The organism is Pseudomonas sp. NCHU5216 (assembly GCF_052156495.1).
GTDB lineage: Bacteria > Pseudomonadota > Gammaproteobacteria > Pseudomonadales > Pseudomonadaceae > Aquipseudomonas.
On record NZ_JBQLIX010000011.1, the window covers coordinates 3911 to 22183 of the forward strand.

At 66.3% G+C, this 18273-nt stretch carries 1 protein-coding gene (running past one end of the window); it reads left to right on the plus strand.

What is annotated here, in order from left to right; translation table 11 throughout:
* Nucleotides 1-18273, plus strand: partial view of a non-ribosomal peptide synthase/polyketide synthase gene (locus ACSVIK_RS10405; RefSeq protein ID WP_442444265.1) — the 5' portion only. 12474 nt of this gene lie beyond the right edge of the window; only the first 18273 of its 30747 coding nucleotides appear in the window; the start codon lies at nt 1-3; its stop codon lies beyond the right edge, outside the window.

Below are 18273 nucleotides of genomic sequence, written 5' to 3' on the forward strand. Positions count from 1 at the left end.
ATGCTCTTCAATGACTTGATGGCAGCCATTTCCGGCCACCCGATCCGCCTTCAGCACGAGGACGGCGACCTGGTGATCCTTGGCGATGACCAGGGCTTCGACGAGGCGCTGGTGGCAGGCCTGCGTCTGCACAAACCGCGCTTGCTGGAACTGGTCGAAGAGCACGGCGGCGACTGGCTGAGCCCGGCGTTTCGCATCACCCCGGACATGCTGCCGCTGGCCGAACTGACTCAGGAGCAGATCGACCTGATCGTGGCCCAGGTGCCTGGCGGTGCGGCCAACTTGCAGGACATCTACCCGCTGGCCCCGCTGCAGGAAGGCATGCTCTACCACCACCTGACCGCCGCCCAGGGCGACCCCTACATCCTGCATACGCTGCTGGCCGCCGACAGCCTGGAACGCCTGCAGCAGTTTGCCCGTGCCTTGCAGGCGGTGATCGATCGGCATGACATCCTGCGCACCGCGCTGGTCTGGGAAGGCCTGGATGCCCCCATGCAAGTGGTGTGGCAACGCGCGCAGCTGGCCGTCGAGGAAGTGGCCCTGGACGCGGCAGAGGGGCCGATCGAGGCACAACTGCGCGAACGCTTCGATACCCGCCATTACCGCATGAACCTGCAGCAGGCACCGCTGATGCGCCTGGCCTATGCCCACGACCCGGCTGCCGGGCGCTGGGTGGCGCTGCTGGCGTTCCACCACATGGTGCTGGATCACGCCGCGCTGGAGCGGGTACAGGCTGAGGCCCAGGCCTTCCTGGTGGGCGCCGAGGCCAGCCTGCCGCCCGCAGTGCCTTACCGCAATCATGTGGCCCAGGTCGCGCACATGGCGCAGCGCGGCGGGCGCCAGGCTCATGAAGCGTTCTTCCACGAAATGCTCGGCGACATCGACGAGCCGACCTTGCCGTTCGGCCTGACCGACGCCCAGGGCAGCGACGAGCCGATCGAAGAAAGCGTGCTGCCGTTGCCGACATTACTGGCGCAGCGCCTGCGCGGGCTGGCCCGCGATCATGGGGTGAGCAGTGCCAGCCTGGTGCACCTGGCTTGGGCTCAGGTGCTCGGACGCCTGACCGGCCGCGATGACGTGGTATTCGGCACGGTGCTGATGGGCCGCCTGCAGGGCGGCGAGGGCGCCGCACAGGCGCTGGGGGTGTTCATCAATACCTTGCCGCTGCGCATTCGCCTGGACGGTGAGGGTGTAGCGGGCAGCGTCAAGACCACGCACCGGCGCCTGACCACGCTGCTCGGCCATGAACAGGCCTCGCTGGCCCTGGCCCAGCGTTGCAGCGGCGTGGCCGCGCCTACGCCGTTGTTCGGTTCGCTGCTCAACTATCGCCACGGCAGCGCCGCGCAGAGTGCCAGCGCCCAGGCCCGTGAAGCCTGGCAGGGCTTGCAGGTGCTCGGCGGCGAAGAGCGCAGCAACTACCCGATCACCGTGTCGGTGGATGACCTGGGCAGCGAGATGATCATCAGCGTGCTGGCCCTGGCCCGTATCGGCAGCCAGCGTATCGGCGGGTATCTGCTCAACGCCCTCGAGCAACTGGCCGCTGCGCTGCAACAGCAGCCCGAGTCCACTCTCGAGGCACTGGACATCCTGTCCGATCAGGAACGCCAGCAGCTATTGCATGCCTTCAACGACACCCGGTGTGCCTACCCGCGTGACAGCAGCGTGCAGGCGCTGTTCGAAGGCTGGGCCCGACGTCAGCCCGAGGCTCCGGCTGCGGTGCTCGATGGCGTGGTGCTGAGTTACCAGGCGCTCAACAGCCGGGCCAACCGCCTGGCGCGGCGCCTGCTGGCCGAAGGGGTGGAACCGGGCGAGCGCGTGGCACTGGCGTTGGAGCGCAGTTTCGAACTGCTGGTGGCCCAACTGGCAGTCCTCAAATGCGGTGCAGCCTACGTGCCGCTGGACGTCAACGCCCCCGACGAGCGTGTGCAGGCGATGCTCGCGGACTGCCAGGCACGCCTGTTGCTCAGCACCAGCACGGCGTCGGCCAAGCAGGGCGTGCGCTGCCTGGTGCTGGATGACGCCTTGCTGCAAGAGGGTGACGACAGCAACTTGGCAGCGCAGGGCGATGGCAGCAGCAGCGCCTACGTGATGTACACCTCCGGCTCCACCGGCACCCCCAAGGGGGTAGTGGTCGCACACCGTGGCATCACCCGCCTGGTGCTCAACAACGGCTATGCACAGTTCCACCGCAGTGACCGGGTGGCCTTCGCCTCCAATCCGGCGTTCGATGCCAGCACCCTGGAAACCTGGGCGGCGCTGCTCAACGGTGCGTGCCTGGTGCTGGTGCCGCAACCGGTGTTGCTGGCCCGCGAGCGTTTCGCCGCCTTGCTGCAGGAGCAGGAGGTGAGCGTGCTGTGGCTGACCGCCGGGCTGTTCCATCAGTATGCCGCTGGGTTGTATCCGGTATTCGCCAGGCTGCGCTACCTGATCGTCGGCGGCGATGTGCTGGATCCGGCGGTGATCGCCGGCGTCCTGGCCAATGGTGCACCTGAACACCTGCTCAACGGCTATGGCCCCACCGAAGCCACGACCTTTTCCACTACCTGGAAAATCGATTCGGTCGGCCCTGGGGCGATTCCCATCGGCCGCCCGGTGGGCAATGGCCAGGTCTATGTGCTTGACCGCCACCAGCGCCTGGTGCCAGTGGGCGTGGTCGGCGAGCTGTACATCGGCGGCGACGGCGTGGCCCTGGGCTACCTGAACCGCCCGGAGCTGACCGAGCAGGCGTTTGTCGCCGACCCGTTCAGCAGCGAGCCCGGCGCGCGCCTGTACCGCACCGGTGACCTGGGCTGCTGGCGTGCCGACGGCGTGCTGGAATACCACGGACGCAACGACGAGCAGATCAAGCTGCGCGGTTTCCGCATCGAGCTGGGCGAGATCGTCAGCCAGTTGCTCAAGTGCGAAGGCGTGGCCGATGCCGTGGTGGTGGCGCGCCAGGGCGACGCCCCCGGCGAGCAGAAGCGCCTGGTGGCCTATGTCATCGCCCATCCGGGTACCACGCCGACGGCGCAAGGGCTGCGCGAGGCACTGCTGGGCCGCCTGGCCGACTACATGGTGCCGGCCGCCTTCGTCATGCTCGATGCCTTCCCGCTGAATGCCAACGGCAAGCTCGACCGCCGTGCCTTGCCGGCCCCGGCGGCCGAGGCTTTTGCCAGCCGCGCCTATGTGGCGCCACAAGGTTCGGTCGAGCAGACTCTGGCTCGCCTCTGGCAGGAATTGCTGGGCATCGAGGCAGTGGGCCGTTTCGATCATTTCTTCGAGCTGGGCGGCCATTCGCTGCTTGCCGTGAGTCTGGTGGAACGCATGCGCCAGGCTGGGCTGCGTGCCGATGTTCGGGTACTGTTCAGTCAGCCGACCCTGGCCGCGTTGGCCGCTGCGGTAAGCGAAGAGCAGGCCTTCAGTGTGCCGGCCAATGTCATTGCCGAGGGTTGCACGCACATTACCCCGGACATGCTGCCCCTGGCGCAGCTCAGCCAGGCCAGCCTGGATCGACTGCTGGCGCAGGTGCCGGGCGGGGTGGCCAACGTGCAGGACATCTACGCCCTGGCGCCCTTGCAGGAAGGGTTGCTGTACCACCACCTGGCCGCCAGCCAGGGTGACCCCTATGTGTTGCAGTCGCTGTTCAGCCTCGCCGACCAGGCCAGCCTGAAGCGCTTCACCCAGGCCTTGCAGGCGGTGATCGACCGCCATGACATCCTGCGCAGCGCGGTGTTCTGGGAGGGCCTCGAGCACCCGGTGCAGGTGGTGCTGCGTCACGCAGCGCTGCCGGTCGAACAGGTCGAAGCAGACCCGGCGGCGGGCGATGTGGCGGCGCAGTTGCAGGCACGCCTGAACCCGCAGACCCTGCGCCTCGACCTGCACGCGGCGCCGCTGCTGCAGCTCAAGGTGGCGCATGACCCGCAACAGCAGCGCTGGGTCGCCATCCTGCTGTTCCATCACATGGTGCTCGACCATGCGGCGCTGGAAAGCGTGCAGCATGAAATGCAGGCCTGGCTGCTCGGCGAGCAGGCGCAACTGGCGCCTTCCGTGCCGTATCGCAACTACGTGGCCCAGACGCGGCGCAGCGCCGGCGCCGCCGAGCACGAAGCTTTCTTTACCCGCATGCTGGGCCATATCAGTGAGCCGACGCTGCCGTTCGGGCTGGTCAGCGCCGCCAGCGAGGCCGACCCGGTGCAACATGCACGGCAGTTGCTGCCGGCCGCACTGGCCCGGCAACTGCGCAGCCAGTCCCGGCAGTTGGGCGTGAGCCTGGCCAGCCTGCTGCACCTGGCCTGGGGCCTGGTGCTGGGCCGGCTGGCCGGGCGCGACGAGGTGGTGTTCGGCACCGTGCTGATGGGCCGCTTGCAGGCGGGCGAAGGCGCTGACCGTGCCATCGGGCTGTTCATCAATACCTTGCCGCTATGCCTGGACGCCGGCAGCGGCGGTGTGGCCGAGCGGGCCCAGGCGACGCACAGGCTGCTTACCGAATTGCTCGCCCACGAGCACGCCTCGCTGGCCCTGGCGCAGCGTTGCAGTGGCGTACCGGCGAGCCTGCCGCTGTTCAACGCGCTGCTCAACTACCGGCACAGCGCCACGGGCCAGGCCAGCCAGGCCGCCCAGAATGCCTGGGCCGGAATCGAAGGCGTGGCCGGCGAGGAGCGCACCCACTATCCCTTGACCCTGAACGTCGATGATCTGGGTGAGGACCTGTTGCTGGGCGTGCTGGCCCAGTCGGGCATCGATGCCCAGCAGGTGGTGGATTACCTGCAAACCGCCTTGCACAGCCTGGCCCTGGCTCTGGAGCAGCGCCCGCAGGCGCCGCTGCATACCCTGGCTATCGTGCCCGCAGCGGAACGCGATCGGCTGCTGGAGCAGTTCAATGCCACGGCCATGAGCTACCCCGAGCAGCAGACCCTGCAAGGGCTATTCGAGGAACAGGCAGCAAGGTCTCCGCAAGCCCCGGCGGTTGCGCATGGCGACACCGTCCTGAGTTACGCCGAACTCAATGCCCGCGCCAATGCCCTGGCGCAGCACCTGATCGCCCAGGGCGTGGTGCCGGATGCGCGGGTGGGCATCTGCCTGCAACGCGGTACTTCGATGCTGGTGGCCATGCTCGCCGTGCTCAAGGCTGGCGGCGCCTATGTGCCGCTGGACCCGAATTACCCGGCCGAACGTATCGCCTACATGCTGCAGGACAGCGAGCCGGCGGCAGTGATTGGCCAGGACGCCACCCTGGCGCTGCTTGGCGAACGATCGGTGGTAAATCTCGATAGCTTCGACTGGATCTGCGATGTACAGGGCAACCCGGTGGTGCCGGGCCTGAACTCGTCCAACCTGGCCTACCTGATCTACACCTCCGGCTCCACCGGCTTGCCGAAAGGCGTGATGATCGAGCACCGCAACGCGGTGAACTTCCTGACCTGGGCACAGCAGGCCTTCGAGCCGGAAGTGCTGAAAGACACCCTGTTCTCCACTTCGCTGAACTTCGACCTGGCGGTCTACGAGTGCTTTGCGCCCTTGACCACTGGCGGCTGCGTGCATGTGGTCGAGAACGCCCTGGCTGCCAGGGAAGCCAATGTCAGCCTGATCAACACCGTGCCGTCGGCCTTGAAGGCGCTGCTGGAATCCGGCGGTCTCAATGAAGGCGTGCACACCGTCAACGTCGCCGGTGAAGCCTTGAAGGGTTCGCTGGTGGAAAAACTCTTCGCCGAGACCTCGGTGCAGCGCCTGTGCAACCTCTATGGCCCATCGGAAACCACCACCTATTCGAGTTGGGTGGCCATGGATCGTGCCGATGGCTTTGCCGCGCACATCGGCAAACCGGTGGGCAATACCCGGTTCTACCTGCTCGACGAACACCGTCAGCCGGTGCCGCTGGGTGTAGCGGGCGAGCTGTATATCGGTGGTGCCGGCGTCGCTCGTGGCTACCTGAACCGCGACGATTTGACTGCCGAGCGCTTCCTGGCCGATCCATTCAGCCGCGAGCCGGGTGCGCGCATGTATCGCACTGGCGACCTGGCGCGCTGGCTGGCGGACGGCAATCTGGAATACCTGGGGCGTAACGATGACCAGGTGAAAATCCGTGGTTTCCGTATTGAACTGGGCGAAATCGAAGCGCGCCTGGCGGCCTTTGACGGTGTTCAGGATGCCGTGGTCATGGCTCGTGAGGATGTGCCGGGCGATCTGCGCTTGGTGGCGTACTACACCGGTGCCGAGCAACTGGATATCCAGAGCCTGCGTGAGCACCTGCAAGGCCAGTTGCCCGAGTACATGGTGCCGGCGGCCTATGTCTATCTGGACGCACTGCCACTCACACCCAACGGCAAGCTGGATCGCAAGGCACTGCCGGCACCGGGTGCCGATGCGCTGATCAGCCGAGGCTATGAAGCGCCACAGACCGAGACCGAACGCACCCTGGCCAGGATCTGGCAGACCCTGCTGGGCGTGGAGCAGGTCGGTCGCCACGACAACTTCTTCGAGCTGGGTGGTCACTCGCTGCTGGCGGTAAGCCTGGTCGAGCGCATGCGCGAACAGGGCCTGAGCGCCGATGTGCGCGTGCTGTTCAGCCAGCCGACGCTGGCTGCGCTGGCTGCTGCCGTGGGCGGCAGTCACGACGTCCAGGTACCGGATAACCTGATTCCCGAAGGCTGCACGCAGATCACTCCGGAGCTGCTGCCGCTAGTCGAGCTGCAACAGGCCGAGATCGACCGCATCGTGGCGGTAATCCCGGGCGGCGCGGCGAATATTCAGGACATCTACCCGCTGGCACCACTGCAGGAAGGCATCCTGTTCCATCACCTGAGTGCCGAGCAGGGCGACACCTATGTGCTGCAGGCGCTGTTCCAGGTCGATAGTCGTGCGCGCATCGAGACCTTCGCCCAGGCCTTGCAGGCGGTGATCGACCGCCATGACATTCTGCGCACCAGCGTGCACTGGCAGGGTCTGGAAGCCCCGGTGCAGGTGGTCTGGCGCCAGGCACAGCTGGTGGTAGAAAGCTTCGACGCCGTCGCCGGCCAAGGGCCTGCCAGCGAGCAGTTGCGTGCGCAGTTCGACAGCGCCCGGCAACGCCTGGATCTGTCCCAGGCACCGCTGATGCGCCTGGCCTTTGCCCAGGACGCCGAGCATGGCCACTGGGCCTTGCTGCTGCGTTTCCATCACCTGGCACTGGATCACACCGCGCTGGAAATCGTGCGCGAAGAAATGCAGGCGCTGTTGCAGGGGCAGGGCGCGACCTTGCCGGCACCGCAGGCTTATCGCAATTACGTGGCGCAGGCCCGCGCCGGCCTGAGCCAGGACGCCCATGAGGCGTTCTTCAGGCAAATGCTGAGCGATATCGACCAGCCAAGCCTAGCGTACACGGCGGCGACCAGCGGCCAGGTCGAAGAAGCCAGCCTGGTTCTGGAACATGACCTGGCGCTGCGCGTACGCCAGCAGGCGCGCCTGTTGGGCGTGAGTGCCGCGAGCCTGCTGCACCTGGCCTGGGGCCTGGTGGCACGTACTGCCAGCGGCCAGGATGCCGTGGTGTTCGGCACCGTGCTGATGGGCCGCCTGCAGGGCGGTGCCGGTGCCGACCGCGCCCTGGGCATGTTCATCAACACCTTGCCACTGCGCCTGGATATCGACCGGCGCCCGCTGCGCCAGGCCGTCAAGGCCACGCACCAGCGCCTCAGCCAGTTGCTCGCCCACGAGCACGCGCCGCTGGCCGTCGCCCAGCGTTGCAGCGGCGTCGCGGCACCGGCGCCGCTGTTCAATACCTTGTTCAATTACCGCCACAGCGCCATCGCTCAGGCCGCTGACCAGGCCCAGCTTCAGGCGGCCTGGGAAGGTGTCGAGCTGCTGAGCAACCAGGAGCGCAGCAACTACCCACTGACCCTCTCGGTGGATGACCTGGGCGAAGGTTTTGCCTTCACTGCCCTGGCCCTGGAAGGCATCGGTGCACAGCGTGTCTGCGAGGCGCTGGCCTGCGCGCTGCAGAATCTGCTGGAGGCACTGGAACACGCCCCCGGCACGCCGTTGCAAGACCTGACGACACTGCCCGAGGCCGAACGCATGCACCTGTTGGGTTTCAACCCGGCAGCCAGTGACTATCCACGCGAGCAGACTCTGCACAGCCTGTTCGCAGCCCAGGCCCAGTCCACTCCGGATGCCTTGGCCGTGATCGACGGCGAGGTTCAGCTGAGCTATGCCGAGCTCGACACCCGTGCCAACCAACTGGCTCATCACCTGATTGCTCAAGGCGTTGTTCCAGGCAGCAAGGTTGCGCTGCTGCTGCCGCGCTCGACTGACCTGCTTATTGCACAACTGGCGGTGCTCAAATGTGCAGCGGCCTATGTGCCGCTGGACGTGCATGCGCCGGTGGAGCGCCAGTTGTTCATGCTGGAGGACAGCGACGCGATTTGCGTGCTGGGCTATGCCCGCGAGGCACTGCCGCAGGCACGCCAGTGGCTGGCCGTCGATGCGCTGAACCTCAGTGCTCAGCCGGCGCATGACCCCGGCCTTGAACAGGCCGCCGATACCCCGGCCTACGTGATGTACACCTCCGGTTCCACCGGTCAGCCAAAAGGCGTGGTGGTGCCGCACCGCGCCGTCGCCCGCCTGGTGCTGAACAACGGCTATGCCGAATTCAACGCCCAGGATCGCGTGGCCTTCGCCGCCAACCCGGCGTTCGATGCCAGCACCCTGGAAGTCTGGGCGCCGTTGCTAAATGGCGGCGCGGTGGTGGTGGTGGAGCAGAGCGTCCTGCTGGATCGTGCCCGCTTTGCTGCATTGCTCGATAAGCAGGCAGTCAGCGTGTTGTGGCTCACCGCTGGCTTGTTCCATCAATACGCCGCCAGCCTGTACCCGGCGTTCAGCCGCCTGCGTTATCTGATCGTTGGCGGCGACGTGCTGGATCCGGCGGTGATCGCCGGCGTACTTGAAAACGGCGCACCGCAACATTTGCTCAACGGCTACGGCCCCACCGAAGCCACGACGTTCTCCAGCACCTACGAGATCCGCGAAGCCGGGCAGGGCAGCGTGCCCATCGGTCGGCCGTTGGCCAATACCCAGCTCTATGTGCTCGATGCCCAGCAGCAACTGGCGCCGCTGGGCGTGGCGGGTGAGCTGTATATCGGCGGCGATGGCCTGGCCGTGGGGTATCTCAACCAGCCGGAGCTGACCGCCGAGCGCTTCATCCAGCACGCCGAACTGGGCCGCTTGTATCGCACCGGCGACCTGGTGCGCTGGCGGGCGGACGGCAATCTGGAATACCTGGGGCGTAACGACAGCCAGATCAAGCTGCGCGGTTTCCGTATCGAAATCGGTGAAATCGAAACACGTCTGGCGCAATTCCCCGGCATCCAGGCCAGTGCCGTGCTGCTGCGCGAAGACACACCGGGCGACAAACGCCTGGTGGCCTACTTCACCGCCGCGCAAGCCGTGGCCATCGAGGCGCTGCGCGATCATCTGCAAGGCGAACTGCCGGAGTACATGGTGCCTAGCGCCTATGTGCAATTGGACAGCCTGCCGCTGACCGCCAACGGCAAGCTGGACCGTAAAGCGCTGCCAGTACCTGGCACCGATGCGGTCATCAGCCGCACATACGAAGCGCCGCAGACCGACACCGAACGTACCCTGGCAGCCATCTGGCAGAGCCTGCTGGGCGTGGAGCAGGTGGGTCGTCACGACAACTTCTTCGAGCTGGGCGGCCACTCGCTGCTGGCGGTGAGCCTGGTCGAGCGCATGCGTGAGCAGGGCCTGAGCGCCGACGTGCGCGTGCTGTTCAGTCAGCCAAGCCTGGCCGCGCTGGCCGCTGCCGTAGGGGAAAACACCGATATCGAGGTGCCGGAGAACCTGATTCCCGAAGGTTGCACAGAGATCACTCCGGAACTGCTGACCCTGGTCGAGCTGCAACAGAGCGAGATCGACCGCATCGTCGCGGCAATTCCGGGCGGGGCGGAGAATATCCAGGACATCTACCCGCTGGCGCCGCTGCAGGAAGGCATCCTTTACCACCACCTCAGTGCCGAGCAGGGCGATCCCTATGTGCTGCAGTCGCAGTACGCCTTCGACAGCCGTGCGCGTCTGGAGGCGTTTATTCAGGCCTTGCAGCAGGTCGTGGCGCGCCACGACATCCTGCGCACCAGCGTGCACTGGCAGGCCCTGACCGAACCGGTGCAGGTGGTCTGCCGGCAGGCTGCGCTGGAACCGGAGTGGGTCAGCCTGAGCACCAGCGGCGGCACGGCCACGGAGCAACTGGCACAGCGTTTCGACGCTGGCCATTACCGCATGGATCTGACCCGCGCGCCGCTGCTGCACCTGGCCTGCGCCGAGGATGCCGACAACAGGCGTTGGGTACTGACGCTGCTGTTCCATCACCTGGTGCTGGATCACACCGCCCTGGCGGTGGTGCAGGAGGAGATGCAGGCCCTGCTGCTGGGCCAGGGTGACACGCTGGGCGCCGCAGCGCCGTATCGCAACTACGTGGCCCAGGCACGCCTGGGGGTCAGCGCCGAAGCCCATGAAGCCTTCTTCCGTGAGCAACTGGCGGACGTGACCGAGCCAACCCTGCCATTCGGCGAGCACGACGTGCAAGGCGACGGCCTGGGTATCGAAGAAGCCAAGCACTCATTGCCTGCCAGCTTGAGTGCGGGCCTGCGCGAACAGGCGCGCGAGCTCGGGGTCAGTGCCGCCAGCCTGGTGCACCTGGGCTGGGCGGTGCTGCTGGGGCGTGTGTCCGGCACCGAGCAGGTGGTGTTCGGCACCGTATTGCTCGGCCGCCTCAACGCCGGGCAGGGTAGTGACCGGGCCCTGGGCATGTTCATCAACACCTTGCCACTGCGCCTGAACCTCAGCGCTCTCAGTGTCAGCGCGGCGGTGCAAGACGCGCACCGGCGCCTGACGCAGCTATTGGCCCACGAGCATGCGCCCCTGGCGCTGGCCCAACGTTGCAGCGGTATCCAGGGCCAGGCGCCGCTGTTCAGCGCCTTGCTCAACTACCGTCACAGCGTCGCCGCCAGCGGCCAGCACGCCGAACAGGCCTGGGCCGGCATGCAAGCCCTCAGCGGGCATGAGCGCACCAACTATCCATTGACCCTGAACGTCGATGATCTGGGCGATGGTTTCGACATCACTGCCCTGGCCACTGGCGCAATCGGCGCGCAACGCGTCTGCGATTACTTGCAGAACGTTCTCGAGGCGCTGGTCGATGCTTTGGCCACGCGACCTGATCAAAGCCTTGAACACCTGAGCCTGTTGGATACTGCCGAGCGTCAGCGTCTGCTGGGGCTGGGCGGCGACACCCAGGCGTGCACCGATACTCCGGCGGTGCACCGTCAGTTCGAAGCCCAGGCGCTGGCCCGGCCGCAGGCCATTGCGCTGCGCTACGAGGAACAGAGCCTGACCTATGGCGAGCTCAACGCCCAAGCCAACCAGGTTGCCCATTACTTGATCGCCCAGGGCATCGGTGCCGACGACCCTGTGGCGCTGTGCCTGGAGCGCGGCCCACAACTGATCGTCGGCCTGCTCGGCGTACTCAAGGCGGGTGCCGGCTATGTGCCGCTGGATCCGAACTACCCGGCTGAACGCCTGGCCTACCAGTTGCAGGACTGCGCGCCGAAAGCTGTCCTGGTACAAGGCAGCACGGCGGGCCTGTTGCAGACGTCCGCGCCGTTGATCGACCTGGCGTCGCTGGGCGAACAGCCCACGGACAATCCGCAGGTGGCCGCGCCCAATCCGCAGCATCTGGCCTATGTGATCTACACCTCGGGTTCTACCGGTCTGCCCAAAGGCGTACAGGTGGAGCACGGCAATGTCAGCCGGCTGTTCAGCGCCACCCAGGCGCAGTTCAACTTCGACACCAGCGACGTATGGACCCTGTTCCACTCCGTGGCCTTCGACTTCTCGGTCTGGGAAATCTGGGGCGCCCTGGCCCACGGTGGCGAACTGGTGATCGTGCCCTATGCCGTCAGCCGCTCGCCGCAGGACTTCTACGAACTGCTCTGCGAACGCGGCGTCACGGTGCTGAACCAGACGCCAAGTGCCTTCCGCTCGCTGATAGCCGCTCAGGCCAGCAGTGAACGGTCGCACTCGCTGCGCCAGGTGATCTTCGGTGGTGAGGCGCTGGATACCGCGCTGCTCAAGCCCTGGTACGCGCAAGTGCGCAATGCGGGCACCCAGTTGGTGAATATGTACGGCATCACCGAGACCACGGTGCACGTCACTTACCGCGCCCTGACGCCCGCGGATGCCCAGGCTGGTGTGAGCCCGATCGGCCAGGCCCTGGCCGACCTGAGCATCTACGTGCTGGACGCCCATCGCGAGCCGCTGCCGGAAGGGGTGATTGGCGAGCTGTACGTCGGCGGTGCCGGCGTGGCGCGGGGTTATCTGAACCGCCCTGAGCTGAACGCCGAACGTTTCATTCAACATCCGACCTTGGGTCGCCTGTACCGCACCGGCGACCTGGCGCGCTGGTCGCTGGACGGCGAGCTGCAGTACCTGGGCCGTAACGACGACCAGGTGAAGATCCGTGGTTTCCGTATCGAACTGGGCGAAATCGAAGCGCAGCTACAGACCTGCGCTGGGGTGAGCGAAGCGGTGGTCATCGCCCGCGAGGACGTGCCCGGCGATAAACGCCTGGTGGCCTATGTGATGGGCGAGGGCGACCTGGATGCAGCCAGCCTGCGCAGCCAATTGCAGACGCGTCTGGCCGAACATTTGCTGCCTGCCGCCTACGTGGTGATGCAGCAGTGGCCACTGACCGCCAATGGCAAACTGGATCGCAAGGCGCTGCCGGCGCCGGATGCCGAGGCGCTGGCGCGGCGCAGCTATGAAGCGCCGCAAGGCGACACCGAACAGCAACTGGCGCAGATCTGGCAAGACCTGCTGAGTGTCGAGCGTGTCGGCCGCCACGATCATTTCTTCGAGCTGGGCGGTCACTCGCTGCTGGCGGTGAAGCTCATCGAACGCATGCGTCAACAGGGTCTGAGCGCCGATGTGCGCGTACTGTTCAACCAGCCGACCCTGGCCGCGCTGGCGGCGGCCGTCGGCGAACAGCAGCAGGTCAGGGTGCCGGCCAACCTGATCCCTGTCGGTTGTACACAGATCACCCCGGATATGCTGCCGCTGATCGAGCTGGATCAGGCCAGTATCGACCAGATCACCCAGGCGGTACCGGGTGGTGTCGCCAACGTGCAGGACATCTACCCGCTGGCACCGCTGCAGGAAGGCATCCTTTACCATTACCTGATCGCCGAGCAGGGCGACCCCTACCTGCAATACGCGCTGTTCGCCTTCGACAACCGCGCACGCCTGCAACAGTTCGCCGAGGCCCTGCAAGGGGTCATCGCGCGGCATGACATCCTGCGCACCGCAGTGCTGTGGGAAGGGCTCGATGAGCCAGTGCAAGTGGTATGGCGCGAAGCGCCGCTGCCACTGGAGCCGGTGACCTTGCCCGACGCACCGGGCAGCGTGGCCGAGCGACTGTGCGCCGCGCTGGATCCACGCCAGCACCGCCTGGATCTGACCCAGGCACCGCTGCTGCGTATCGACTACTGCGAAGACCCCGAACAAGGCCGCTGGCTGGGCCTGCTGCGTTTCCATCACCTGGTCGACGACGCCACTTCGCTGGGCCTGCTCAGCGCCGAGATCGGTGCGCTGATGGCCGGCAACGGCGCGCGCCTGCCGGCCCAGGTGCCGTACCGCAACTATGTGGCCCAGGCGCGCCTGGGTGTGAGCCGCGAAGCCCACGAGGCGTTCTTCCGCGAGCAACTGGGCGATATCGACGAGCCGACCCTGCCACTGGGTATCCGTGAAGTGCAGGGCAGTGGCCAGGGCATCCAGGAGGTTCGCGAGCCGGTCGCGCCTGCGCTCGGCCGGCGCCTGCGGGCCCAGGCCCGTTACCTGGGCGTCAGTGCCGCCAGCCTGTATCACCTGGCCTGGGCCCGTGTGCTGGGCACCCTGGCCGGACGTGAAGACGTAGTCTTCGGCACCGTGCTGCTCGGTCGCCTGCAGGCCGGCGAGGGGGCCGGCCGTGCGCTGGGCATGTTCATCAATACCTTGCCACTGCGTTTGACGCTGACCGGGCAGGGCGTGCGTGAAGGCGTGCGCCAGGCGCACGCACGGCTCAGCGCCTTGCTGGCCCACGAGCATGCCTCGCTGGTGCTGGCCCAGCGTTGCAGCGGTGTCGCCGCACCGGCGCCGCTGTTCAGCGCCTTGCTCAACTTCCGCCATCTGCAGGGCCAGCCAAGCGACGATCAGGCGGCCTGGGAGGGCATCCAGGCGCTCAGCGGCGAAGAGCGCACCAACTACCCGCTGAGCCTGTCGGTAGACGACCTGGGCCAGGACTTCACCCTGACCGTGATGGCCGATGCACATATTGGTGCTGCCCGCGTGTGCGGCTACATGCAACAGGTGCTCGAAGCGCTGGTCGAGGCCCTGGAGCACGCGCCTGACACCAGCCTTGAACAGCTGGGTCTGCTGGATACTGCCGAGCGTCAGCGTCTGCTGGCCTTGGGCGGCGACACCCAGCCGTGCGCCAATACCCCGGCAGTACACCGCCAGTTCGAAGCCCAGGCCCAGGCACGACCGCAAGCCATCGCGTTGCGCTACGAGGCGCAGAGCCTGACCTATGGCGAACTCAACGCCCGTGCCAACCAGGTCGCGCATCATCTGCTGGCCCAGGGCATCGGTGCCGATGACCGTGTGGCGCTGTGCCTGGAGCGCGGCCCACAACTGATCGTCGGCCTGCTCGGTGTGCTCAAGGCGGGTGCCGGCTATGTACCACTGGATCCGGACTACCCGGCTGAACGCCTGGCCTACCAGTTGCAGGATTGCGCACCGAAAGCCGTGCTGGTGCAGGGCGCTACGGTTGGGCTGCTGAATAACTCGGCACTGCTGATCGATATGGATTCGCTGGGCGAGCAACCGTTGAGTAACCCTGAGGTTCAAGTCGCTGCGTCGAACCTGGCCTATGTGATCTACACCTCGGGTTCCACCGGGCTGCCCAAAGGCGTACAGGTGGAGCACGGCAACGTCAGCCGCCTGTTCAGCGCCACCCAGGCGCAGTTCAATTTCGACACCAGCGACGTATGGACTCTGTTCCACTCGGTGGCCTTCGACTTTTCGGTCTGGGAAATCTGGGGTGCCCTGGCTCACGGTGGCGAGCTGGTGATCGTGCCCTATGCCGTCAGCCGCTCGCCGCAGGAGTTCTACGAACTGCTCTGCGAGCGTGGCGTTACGGTGTTGAACCAGACTCCAAGTGCCTTCCGTTCGCTAATCGCCGCGCAGGCCAGCAGTGAACGGTCGCACTCGCTACGCCAGGTGATCTTCGGCGGTGAGGCGCTGGATACCGCGCTGCTCAAACCCTGGTACGCGCAAGTGCGCAATGCCGGTACGCAACTGGTGAACATGTACGGCATCACCGAAACCACGGTGCATGTGACCTATCGTGCCCTGACGCCAGCCGATGCCCAGGCCGGTGTGAGCCCGATCGGCCAGGCCCTGGCCGACCTGAGCATCTACGTGCTGGACGCCAACCGCGAACCGCTGCCGGAAGGGGTGATCGGCGAGCTGTACGTCGGCGGTGCCGGTGTGGCGCGCGGTTACCTGAATCGCCCTGAGCTGAACGCCGAACGCTTCATTCAACATCCGACCTTGGGCCGCCTGTATCGCACCGGCGACCTGGCGCGCTGGTCGCTGGACGGCGAGCTGCAGTACCTGGGCCGTAACGACGACCAGGTGAAGATCCGTGGTTTCCGTATCGAGCTGGGCGAGATCGAGGCGCAGCTACAGACCTGCGCTGGGGTGAGCGAAGCGGTGGTCATCGCCCGCGAGGATGTGCCCGGCGACAAACGCCTGGTGGCCTATGTGATGGGCGAGGGCGAGCTGGACGCGGCCAACCTGCGCAGCCAGTTGCAGACGCGTCTGGCCGAACATTTGCTGCCGGCTGCCTATGTGGTGATGCAGCAGTGGCCACTCACCGCCAACGGCAAACTGGATCGCAAGGCGCTACCGGCCCCGGATGCCGAGGCGCTGGCGCGGCGCAGCTATGAAGCGCCGCAAGGCGAGATGGAGGAAAAACTCGCGCAGATCTGGCAAGACCTGCTGGGTGTCGAGCGGGTGAGCCGTCACGATCACTTCTTCGAGCTGGGCGGCCACTCGCTGCTGGCGGTGAAACTGATCGAACGCCTGCGCCAGCAGGGTCTGAGCGCCGATGTGCGGGTGCTGTTCAACCAGCCGACCCTGGCCGCGTTGGCGGCTGCGGTGGGTGAGCAGGAGCAGTTGAGCGTACCGGCCAACCTGATCCCTGAGGGTTGCACGCAGATCACCCCGGAGCTGCTGCCGCTGATCGAGCTGGATCAGGCGAGCATCCAGCGTATCGTCGACAGCGTGCCCGGCGGCGCGGCCAACGTGCAGGATATCTACCCGCTGGCACCGCTGCAGGAAGGCATTCTCTACCATCACCTGGCCGCCAGCGAAGGCGACCCCTACGTGCTACAGGTGCTGTTCGCCTTCGATAGCGAACAGCAGGTCGAGCGTTTCGCCCAGGCCTTGCAGCAGGTGGTGCAACGCCATGACATCCTGCGCACCGCGGTGCTGTGGGACGGGCTGGAGCAACCGGTGCAGGTGGTCTGGCGCGAGGCCAGCCTGAGTGTCGAACGGATCCAGCTGGAAGCGTCTGCAGGCGATGCTCTGCAAGCCCTTCGTGACCGTTTCGACCCACGGCAATTGCGCCTCGATCTGGCGCAGGCGCCGCTGATGCGCCTGGCCTGTGCCGCCGACGCGGCCAATGGCCGCTGGCTGGGCGTGCTGCTGTTCCATCACCTGGTGCTGGATCACACCGCCGTCGAGGTGGTGGTGCAGGAAATGCAGGCCTGCCTGCAAGGCCAGGCCGAGCAATTGAGTGCACCGGTGCCGTATCGCAACCATGTGGCCCAGGCTCGGGCGGGTTTGGGGTATGCAGCCCATGAGGCCTTCTTTACCGAGATGCTGGGTGATATCGACGCGCCCACGCTGCCGCTCGGCCTGGCCGATGTGCAGGGTGACGGGCGCGGTATCGAGGAAGCGCATCTGCCACTGGCGGCGGAGCTGAGCCAACGCCTGCGGGCTCAGGCGCGACAGGCGGGCGTCAGCGTCGCCAGCCTGGCGCATCTGGCCTGGGGGGCGATGGTCGGCGCCCTGGCCGGGCGCGAAGAAGTGGTGTTCGGCACCGTGCTGATGGGCCGTCTGCACGGCGGCACCGGCAGTGAGCGGGCGCTGGGCATGTTCATCAACACCTTGCCGCTGCGCCTGAGCCTGGGCCAGCACAGCGTTAAGGACACGCTGCGCCAGGCCCACCAACGGGTCTCTGCACTGCTCAGGCACGAGCACGCGTCCCTGTCGCAAGCCTTGCGTTGCAGCGGCCTGCCCAGCGGCGCAACGCTGTTCAGCGCCTTGCTCAACTACCGCCATAGCGCCAGCGATGCGCCCACGGCGCAGGCCACCGAGGCCTGGCAGGGCATCCAGACCCTGGACATGGAAGAGCGTACCAACTACCCGCTGGCGATGAACGTCGATGACCTGGGCGAGGACCTGGTACTCAATGCCCAGGCCGTGCCGGCGATTGGCGCCGAACGGCTGTGTCAGTACTTGCAGACGGCCTTGCACAACCTGGTGCAGGCGCTGGAGCAGGCACCGCAAACGCCGATGAACCGCCTGAGCGTGCTGCCTGCGGGCGAGCGCGAACAGTTGCTGGAGCAGTTCAATGCCACGGCCATGAGCTACCCCGAGCAGCAGACCCTGCAAGGGCTGTTCGAGGAACAGGCAGCCCGCACACCGACTGCATCGGCTGTGGTGCATGGCGACACCGTCCTGAGTTACGCCGAACTCAACGCCCGCGCCAACGTACTGGCCCAGCATCTGATTGCCCTGGGCGTGATACCGGATGCGAGCGTCGGTATTTGCCTGGAGCGCAGCCCCTCGATGCTGGTGGCCATGCTCGCCGTACTCAAGGCCGGCGGTGCCTATGTGCCGCTGGATCCGAATTACCCGGCCGAACGTATCGCCTATATGCTGCAAGACAGCGAACCAGCGGCGGTGATTGGCCAGGACGCCACCCTGGCGCTGCTTGGCGAGCGATCGGTGGTAAATCTCGATGGCTTCGATTGGATCTGCGATGTACAGGGCAACCCGGTGGTGCCGGGCCTTACGTCGGCGAATCTGGCCTACCTGATCTACACCTCCGGCTCCACCGGCTTGCCGAAAGGCGTGATGATCGAGCACCGCAACGCGGTGAACTTCCTCACCTGGGCACAGCAGGCCTTCGAGCCGGAAGTGCTG